Source organism: uncultured Algibacter sp. (assembly GCF_905480415.1).
Classification (GTDB): Bacteria; Bacteroidota; Bacteroidia; order Flavobacteriales; family Flavobacteriaceae; genus Algibacter_B.
In genome coordinates, this window is sequence record NZ_CAJQQI010000050.1 from 1 (window position 1) to 9,522 (window position 9,522).

Below are 9,522 nucleotides of genomic sequence, written 5' to 3' on the forward strand. Positions count from 1 at the left end.
CACAAGAATTGCTAGTTTCTTTTAGAGCACCAGAAAATCTGGAGATTACGGCAGTGATTGATGACTCAAACCCGTTTAAAGTGAATGTATCAGCAACTGCTGATTATGCTGCTTTGTTTTGGGTTTACTTTAATACAGATAATGTTGATGAAGAACCAACACCTCTTGCTTTAGGCGAGAGTGTTCCTTTTGAATATCCAACTGTGGGTGACTATACTATAAAAGTTGTAGCATTAAGTGGTGGTGTTGAAACAACAGAAAGAACTCAAGTTGTAACGATAGAGAAACCAACGGAATTACCTATAGATTTTGAAATTTTTGACGAAACCGTTCTAGTAGATTTTGATGGAGGAGTTATGACAATTGAAGATAACCCGCAGGTTGATTCAAATAATAATTCTAGCAAAGTTGCTAAGATTGTAAAAAATGCAGGTCAAGTTTGGGGAGGAAATGCAATTAAATTATCTGCTCCAATAGATTTCAGTGTGAAAAAATTAGTAACGATGGATGTTTGGTCGCCTAGACCAGGAGGAAAACTATTACTTAAAGTAGAAGATCCGGCGGACGCTCAGAACATATTTTTTGAAAAAGAAGTAACCACTGTTGGTAATAGTGATTGGGAAAAAGTCGTTTTTGATTTAAGTGAGATTGATATTACACAAGCTTATCAAAATATTGTTTTAATATTTGATAACGGAACAGAAGGTGAAGGCGGTGCTGATTGGACGTTTTATGTAGATAATATTAGACAGGCTGTTCCTGCTACAGGACCAAGTGTAACTCCTATTACTTTCGAAACACCATTTGATTTAAGGTCTTTTGATGGAGGGGATATTACAATTGTAACGAATCCTGATCAGGATCCTGCTAATGGAAATGAATCTAGTACAGCTGCTAAATTAGTTAAAGATGCAGGTCAAGTATGGGGAGGGTCAGTAATTTCTGTAACCGAACCGTTTTCCTTTTTAAATACTACAACGGTTACCGCAAAAGTATGGGCGCCGAGAGCAGGATTAACTTTGCTTATGAAATTTGAGGATGCAACACCGTTTCCAAATACAATTGCTTCAGCTGAAATAACAGCTACAACAACTGTTGCAAATCAGTGGGAGGAATTAACTTTTGACTTTACAGGAATATCTACCGAAATAGATTTTACAAATATTGTCTTAATTATGGAAAATGGTACGGAAGGAGATGGATCAGATAATTTTACAATATATGTAGATGATATTTCCACAAGAGGATTTTTAGATTTTGAACCACAACAAGATTTAAGAAGTTTTGATGGAGGAGATATTTCAATCGTGACTAATCCTGATCAGGACCCTGCAAACGGTAATGAATCAAGTACTGTTGCCAAATTAGTTAAGGATGCAGGTCAAGTCTGGGGCGGCTCAGTAATTACGGTCTCCGAACCACTGTCATTCGTAAATTCAACTACAGTTACTGCTAAAGTGTGGTCGCCAAGAGTTGGTCTAAATTTACTTATTAAATTTGAAGACGCTACGCCATTCCCGAATACAATTGCATCAGCTGAAATTACAGCCACTTCTACTGTAGCAAATCAGTGGGAGGTGTTGACTTTTGATTTTGCAGGAATATCTACAGATATTGATTTTACAAATGTTGTATTGATTATGGATAACGGGACAGAAGGAGATGGCTCAGATAATTACACCATATATGTCGATGACATAGATATAAATTAAAGTTATACTAATTTTAAAAATCAAAAAAATGAAAAACATAAAATATATAATTGGAATTTTTATTGTCAGTGCACTTCTGTTTACCAGTTGTCAGGATGACGAGGGAGAAGTTGGAGACATCATTTCTCCTACTAATATTGAAATAGCTGTTGCTTATATGGATCAAGGAGCAGAATCACAAGCGCCTGGTTTAGGAAGTGGTGAAGTAGTTTTTACTGCTTCTGCTGACAATGCTAGTGCTTACCAATTAATTATTCAAGGGCAAACAAAAGTTCAAAGCATTGGAAGTGTAGCTCATATTTTTACCACATTAGGCACAAAAACCTACACGGTTACTGCGATTGCTTATGGTACAGGCGGTGCTTCGTCTACTAAATCTATTCAAGTTGAAGTGCAAGCTTTATACGAGCCGCCAGCGGATTTGTTAGAGATGTTAACATCTAACAGCGAAAGAACGTTTAGAATAGATGTTGACACACCAAACTATTTTGGTTTAGGCCCTATAGGAACTACAAGATTAGGAGAATATTACCCTAATGGGGGCACGCCTGACAAGTCTGGCACAGGCATGTATGATGATCGTTATGTTTTCAATAGTGATGGTACGTTTACGCACATTACGAACGGAGCTGTTTTTGGTAGGGAGGTACTCATTAATGAAATTGGTGGTCCTGGGGATGGCGCTGTAGATGGCGCTGATATATTGAATTATACGTATGCTGATTACACAGGAACTTGGTCCTTAACTGCTCCAGGAGGAGTTGAAACATTAACGTTAAGCGGATTAGGTTTTATTGGTTATTATATAGGAGGAAATCATTCTTATAGAATATTGGAAAGAGCAAATAATACATTTAGTATACTGTCCACCGATGGAAATAATGAATTTGATTGGAATTTTATCTTAATTGCTGATTAAGCATCACTGTTAAAAGTTTAATAAGAGCAGGGGTTGATAGTATGAATACTTTCAACCCTTTCTGTTAAAATTATATTCTTACTTAAATATTTAGTTTATGAAAAAAACTTCAAATTTAATTGCGTTTCTTTTATGTTACTTGATTTCAGTAATGATAGCAGGTTGTTCTAGTGATACTGATTCAGATATTGTTGATCCTGTTGTTGATCAGGAGGAACAACCTCTAATTACTCCATCAAATTTGACACTATCTCTAGATGTGGTGGGATCTGGTTCAAACAGTCCTTACGGGGATGGATCTGGAATTGTGAATTTTGTGTCAAACGCAAAAGATGCTGTTTCGTATGGGTTTATTATCAATAATAAAGCAGAACAAAAAAGTACAACTGGAACATACCAATATGTTTTTGATGATATTGAAGGTGTTGAAAACCATGAAATAAAAGTAATAGCGTACTCTAGTACTGATATCGCTATATACAAAGAAAAAACGGCTCGTGTTGCCTATTATATTGGAGACGCCCCATTTTGGGCTGAGGAGTTCTTTGAAAACGGTGCCCCAAATCCATTAAATTGGAACTATAACATAGGCGCTGGAGGCTGGGGAAATAATGAGTTGCAAACATATACTAAAAGTCAAGAGAATGTGTTTGTACAAGATGGCCTGCTTAAAATTAAAGCTAAGTCAGACGGTGCAGGAGGTTTTACTTCTGCTCGCATTAAATCCGAAAACTTATTTGAATTTACCTATGGCACAGTTGAAGTGCGCGCTAAACTGCCTGCATCAAAGGGCACATGGCCTGCAATTTGGATGCTTGGTGCTAATTTTGATTCTGTGGGCTGGCCAGCGTGTGGTGAAATTGATATTATGGAACAAAAAGGATGGGATAAAGATAAGGTTTTGGCTACTTGCCATTGGTCAAATAATGGCAGTTATGCTGGTTATGGTCTAGAAACAACAGTTAATAATTCGTCTAACAATTTTCATGTTTATAAACTGGAGTGGATTGAGGGGGGGTCCATAAAAGCTTCCGTTGATAATAAAGAATATTTCGTAATGACTACAAACAATGGCATGCCCTTTAAGTCTAATTTTTTCTTTATTCTTAACGTGGCAATGGGCGGTAATTTAGGCGGTGATATTGACGCTTCATTTACTGAAGATACTATGGAAATTGATTATATAAGAGTATATCAATAAATCATTTAATATGTAATCAAAAATAGGATCATTAGAAATATACGTAACCCTTTTCTAATATATTATTGTAATTGAAACATTTTAGAATAATTAGTGGGTGTTTAACAAATTATAATTAGCAACTTTAATTAGAATGTTAACCGCTAAGAATGTTGTAAATTTTTCTACTAATTTATTAAAATGGCTAAACACATGCTAATGAAGTTTGCGAGTTTTAAACCTCGATCAAATAATTAATTCCCTAATATTGTTGACTAATTTATGGCTAATCAGCATGAATCGAATGGTTTTCTTTCTGATTAAACACGGTAGCGGTTAAATAGTGTTGTTTTCTTAATCATTATTTTTAGTAAGTGAATCCGATTAACTAATTCAATGACAAGAGTAGTTTAGCACAACAATAGGTAATGAAACCACAACATTACCACAACATTCTCTCTTTCTTTTATATGGCCTTTAACGCTATAAGGTCTATTTTACATCCTCAGCCACTCATTAATTGCCATTTTATCAAAAACACACTAGATTTATTTAGATTGTATGTTTTTTGTTGCGGTCTTTTTTAAGGAATTGCCAATTTATTGGGTAAATTTAATTTCCTAAAAAAGCATTGTTAGGTTTGTATAATCAGGGCAGGTTTAAAACAAAATTTATATTCTAACTCTAAATAAATAAAACTATATATTATGAAAAACAATTTTCTAAGATTAATACTTTTATTATTCACCACGGCCATGTTTGCTCAGGTAGATAAGGTGTCGGTTGTAAGTAATGATGAGGGAATGAAACTGGTAGTTAACGGAAAAGATTTCATGATTAATGGAATGAACTGGGATTTTATTCCGATTGGAACCAATACCGTGGATGCCAATTTTTGGAATAAGTCTGATGATATTATTAAAGCAGGTCTTGATACTGAAATGTCGCTTTTAAAAAACATGAATGTTAATGTGATACGTCAATATACTGGAGTTCCTGCTAAATGGATTAAGTATATATACGAAAAATATGGCATTTATACCATGTTGAATCATTCGTTTGGACGTTACGGATTAACACTTGATGGTGTTTGGACACCTGTCACTATTTATTCAGAAGCAAGAACGCAAGATTACCTGCTTTCAGAAATTGAAACGCTAGTTAAGGAATATAAAAACACGCCAGGTTTACTAATGTACTTGTTAGGTAATGAAAATAATTATGGTCTTTTTTGGCAAGGAGCAGAAACAGAAGATTTTCCAGATGATCAAGAACGAATAAATTTTATTGGTGAGAGTCGAGGAAGACCCATGTATAAGTTAATGAATGAGGCGGCAAAGAAAATTAAGTTGATGGATTCAACGCACCCAGTGGCAATATGTAACGGAGACGTACTCTTTATTGATATTGTAGCCGAAGAGTGTAAAGATGTTGACATTTATGGAACGAATACGTATCGTGGAGCATCTTTTACAGACATGTTTAAAGTAGTTAAAGAGAAGCTTAACAAGCCGCTAATGTTTACAGAGTTTGGAGCGGATGCTTTTAATGCTATTAAAAACTCTGAAGATCAAAAATCTCAGGCTTATTATATGGTAAGCAATTGGAAAGAGATTTATGAAAATGCAGCAGGTCTAGCTAAAGAAGACAACTCTATTGGAGGATTTACATTCCAATTTAGTGATGGTTGGTGGAAATTTGGGTTTGACGATAGAAAAAATGCTGATAAACATGATAACAATGCATCTTGGGCTAATGGAGGTTATGGGATAGATTTAGCGCCTGGAGAAAATAATATGAATGAGGAATGGTTTGGTATTTGCGCTAAAGGAGCAACAGACCCTAGAGGACTTTATGAATTATATCCAAGAGCGGCATATTATGCTTTAAAAGAAGCACACCAATTAAACCCTTATGATGAAGGCGTTACCGAAGAATTTGTCAAAAATCATTTTGACAATATTCAATTAATGGACGCAGTTTTGAAAGCAAGAGGCGATAAAGCCGCTTTAATTGGAGAGAAAGCGGGTAAAATAAGTATAAGCAATTTAAGAGCGGAGTTTACAACATTTAATATAGGAGGTAGTCTTCTTACAACACCTGAGACAGCAGATCCTAATGAGTCAGTTTATCCAAACGAACTTGGTTTCGATCATATGCAATCGTATTTCATTGGGGTTGAAGGGAATCCTGCACCTAATATGAAAGCTAATGTCAATTTTAATATACTTGGCAATGTAGCAGAAAATCCTATAGATGAAATTTTTTATGAAAATACTGGACGTTCATTTTCGGTAAATACAGACGATGGAAATGTGACTATTACTGATCCAAATCGAGTAAAAATATATAACGCTGAATTTGAATGGAATGCTAAAGAATTTGATTTGCGAGGTTTTTACAGAACGGGTCATTTTCATTGGGGTTATGAGGGCGATTTCTTTGGACTCTATCCAGAGGCTAATTACGGACCTAATTTAGATATTTATAATGGCGAAATCTCAGGGATTGAGATAGATGGTAAAGGAGCCTTAGACGGTTTAAAGGCAGCTTTTGGCCCTCAATTATGGTGGGGAGCAAACCCTGCGGTATTATTGAAATATAGCACACAAATAAACCATTGGGATATTACAGGGGTCTATCATGAAGATATAGACGATGTTGGTGAAGCTGTAACTTCAATAGCTATTCCACTTCCAAAAACTCGTCGTGTTACACTTCATGCTGAAAAAGAATTTGGAAAATTTGGTTTTGAAATTGGAGGTATATGGGGTGGACAGCCTTTAAACGGACGTGAATTTCAAATAGCAGAAGATAATCCAAATTATAACGAAGGTGGTTCTAATCCAAAATACATCATTTATAACGATAAGATTAATTCAGACGATAACTGGGGTGCAAAAGCTAAAATAACCTATTCAGGTGGTGCTTTTAACTGGTATGGTCAAGCGGCATATATGGGCTTAGTGGCTAATGGTGGTGCAGACCAAACAAAAACATTTACAGGTTGGAGACTTAAAGATACTGGTAGTGGAAACCAAACTAATATTTTATCAGGTTTCACCTTTCAAGTTGGTGACTTTCAAATTGCTCCAAATTTCTTATGGCAAAAACCAATTGTTGAAGCCATGCCTAATGATGTTCAGTCTCCTGGAAGACTTAGAAATATTCAAGATGACCCATTTGCGGTAAGAGCTAATAGAGAAACTACAGCAGGAGAACTTTTAATTTCATTTGATCCTACACCAGGAACATGGATGTATGAATGGGATAACGATAGAGCTGAAGATGCGAAGTTTGCATTTAACCTTGGTTTTGTGTTTCGCCATCAACCAACAGCTCAAGATGCTGCGATTGGCTTTTTAGCAAATCGTTCAGCCTTTGCATTTCCTAATGCTACTCCTGCACAAGATTTATGGGAAGTAAATTCGCGTATCGTCTCTAAAGTGGATACAGATTTAGGGTTAATAGCTAATTTATACTTTGGTAACGCACAGTCAAACGGTAGTGACGAACGATTAATCGAGCGTATTGGAGGTGATATTAGATTGATATATAATAAACTGAAATTAACCCATTCTTTCAAAATTAATGACTGGGGTCCTTTTGATTATCATCGAGATTTCAACCTCACTTACCCGGTGCAGCTTATGTTAGATTTATCTACAACATTAGGAAAGCCAGATTGGTTTATCCTTCCAAATACTCAAATCGGAATACGCGGAACATGGCGTGGACTAAATGAATATTCTCCACGTTACTCGCCTAACGTAGTGCCACCTAATACGTTTCCAGCAGTACCAGCCATAAGTTCTGTTGGTTTTGGTGATGGTAATGAATGGGAGATTAGAACATACATACACATCAACATTGGAAAATAAAAAATAGAGAAACATGAAAGACATAAAATTTATTTATTCAAAAATAATACTGCTCTCAGGGTTACTTTTTTTAGTAACTATGGGATGCGAAAGAGAAATTTCAAATGAGGTAGAGTTCGCCACTAACGATAGTTCTGGAGAAATTTTTACCGATTCACCAATCGGTCTGGGTAGTGATTTTTACTTTCCATTTGGAGGTTCTAAAGCAACAGCTTGGACGGTAGATGAAAGCGAAGGTTACGAAAGCGAAGCTTCTATGCGTTTTGATGTACCGAATGCAAACGATCCTGAAGGCAGTTATGCTGGGGCTATTTTTAGAGTAGATGGCGCAGGACGTAACCTTACCGAATACGATGCATTAACTTTTTGGGCTAAGGCGTCGCAAGGTGTTTCTATTGGTTCAATCGGATTTGGAATTGATTTTGAGGCAGATAAATACCAGGTGACTAAATCAGAATTAAGTTTAAGTACCAATTGGGTTAAATACACAATACCAATACCAGATGCGTCTAAACTCATTGAAGAAAGAGGTATGTTTTGGTATTCTGCCGGAACACAAAATACGGGTGGAAATGGCTATACGTTTTGGATTGATGATCTCCAGTTTGAAAAACTAGGAACCATTGGACAACCTTTACCAAAGTTATATGACGGAAAGAATGCAGAAATGCAAACCTTTGTGGGGACAGATGGCGTATTAGATTTACCAACCGTAACATTTAATTTGGGCTCAGGTCAAAACACAACTCTTTTAGTAGCACATAGTTATTTTGACTATATGTCTTCTGAACCAAGTGTTGTAAATGTTACTAAAGAAGCAGGCCTTTCTGAGGCTCTTAAATCTGGTCAAGCTGTTATTACAGCTTCATCTGCAGGAGTTCAAGCAGAAGGAACATTAACTATAAGCGTATTAGGTGATTTTAATTTTGCTCCAACACCAACAAGAGACCCCAATAATGTTATTTCAATATTTAGTGATGTATACAACAACGTACCGGTTGACTTTTTTAATGGGTTTTGGCAGCCATATCAAACTACAGAATCTGCTGATTTTGAAATAAACGGAGATAATGTTTTAAACTATACTAATTTTAATTTTGTTGGTAATCAATTTGCGAACCCAACTGTAGACGCAACAGAAAAGTCTAATATACATATTAATATGTTTATTCCTGGCGAAGTACCTGGAGACATGGACTTTTTAATTACGCTTCTAGATTTCGGTGCTGATGGCGTTGAAGGCGGTGGTGATGATACGAGGGAACAAGTGTTTTTTAATAAATCTATATGGGTTGCTAATACATGGATTACATTAGATTTTCCTATCACTTTGACCAATAAGAATGCCATAGGACTCATTATTTATGAAAATATTAATTTTTCATCATTAACAAATTTTTATTTGGATAATATTTATTTCTACAGTGAGTAATACTGCATTTAGATATTAAAATTTAACACTATGAATTCAAAAAATATAATAAGAATGAAAACAAAAATCTTTAAGCAGAATCTAATATCTAGAAAAGGAAACTTAGTATTGGGTTTTCTGAGTCTTGCATTATTAGTTTCATTTACGCTGTTTACTGGCTGTTCAACAGATGAAAATCAAACGGTTGCTAGATTTACAGAATTAGTAATGGCTGATGAGTTTGATGTAGATGGTGCTCCGAACAGCGACATTTGGAACTATGATATTGGTACAGGAGTTAATGGATGGGGCAATGAAGAATTACAGCACTACACAGACCGCCCAGAAAATGTAACGGTTCAAAATGGTATGTTATTAATTACTGTTAGAGAAGAAGCGTTTGAAGGCTCCAAATATAC

At 35.6% G+C, this 9,522-nt stretch carries 5 protein-coding genes and 1 pseudogene; all 6 read left to right on the forward strand.

What is annotated here, in order from left to right; genetic code table 11:
• On the forward strand, nucleotides 1-1,712 hold a 1,712-nt coding region (locus tag QZ260_RS04090; protein WP_295983021.1), incomplete at its 5' end, for a hypothetical protein.
• Nucleotides 1,713-1,740: 28 nt separating this feature from the next.
• On the forward strand, nucleotides 1,741-2,631 hold the full coding sequence (locus QZ260_RS04095) for a glucan endo-1,3-beta-D-glucosidase (protein ID WP_295983023.1): 891 nt from the start codon (nucleotides 1,741-1,743) through the stop codon (nucleotides 2,629-2,631).
• Nucleotides 2,632-2,728: 97 nt separating this feature from the next.
• Nucleotides 2,729-3,832: a glycoside hydrolase family 16 protein gene (locus QZ260_RS04100; protein WP_295983026.1), complete on the forward strand. Its 1,104-nt coding sequence runs from the start codon at nucleotides 2,729-2,731 to the stop codon at nucleotides 3,830-3,832.
• A 686-nt stretch (nucleotides 3,833-4,518) separates the two neighbouring features.
• Nucleotides 4,519-7,692, forward strand: a complete 3,174-nt coding sequence (locus tag QZ260_RS04105) for a glycoside hydrolase family 2 TIM barrel-domain containing protein (protein ID WP_295983028.1) — start codon at nucleotides 4,519-4,521, stop codon at nucleotides 7,690-7,692.
• Nucleotides 7,693-7,705: 13 nt separating this feature from the next.
• On the forward strand, nucleotides 7,706-9,124 hold the full coding sequence (locus tag QZ260_RS04110) for a glycosyl hydrolase family 16 (protein WP_295983031.1): 1,419 nt from the start codon (nucleotides 7,706-7,708) through the stop codon (nucleotides 9,122-9,124).
• 54 nt (nucleotides 9,125-9,178) lie between these two features.
• A pseudogene (locus QZ260_RS04115) lies at nucleotides 9,179-9,522 on the forward strand (glycoside hydrolase family 16 protein); the annotation flags it as partial.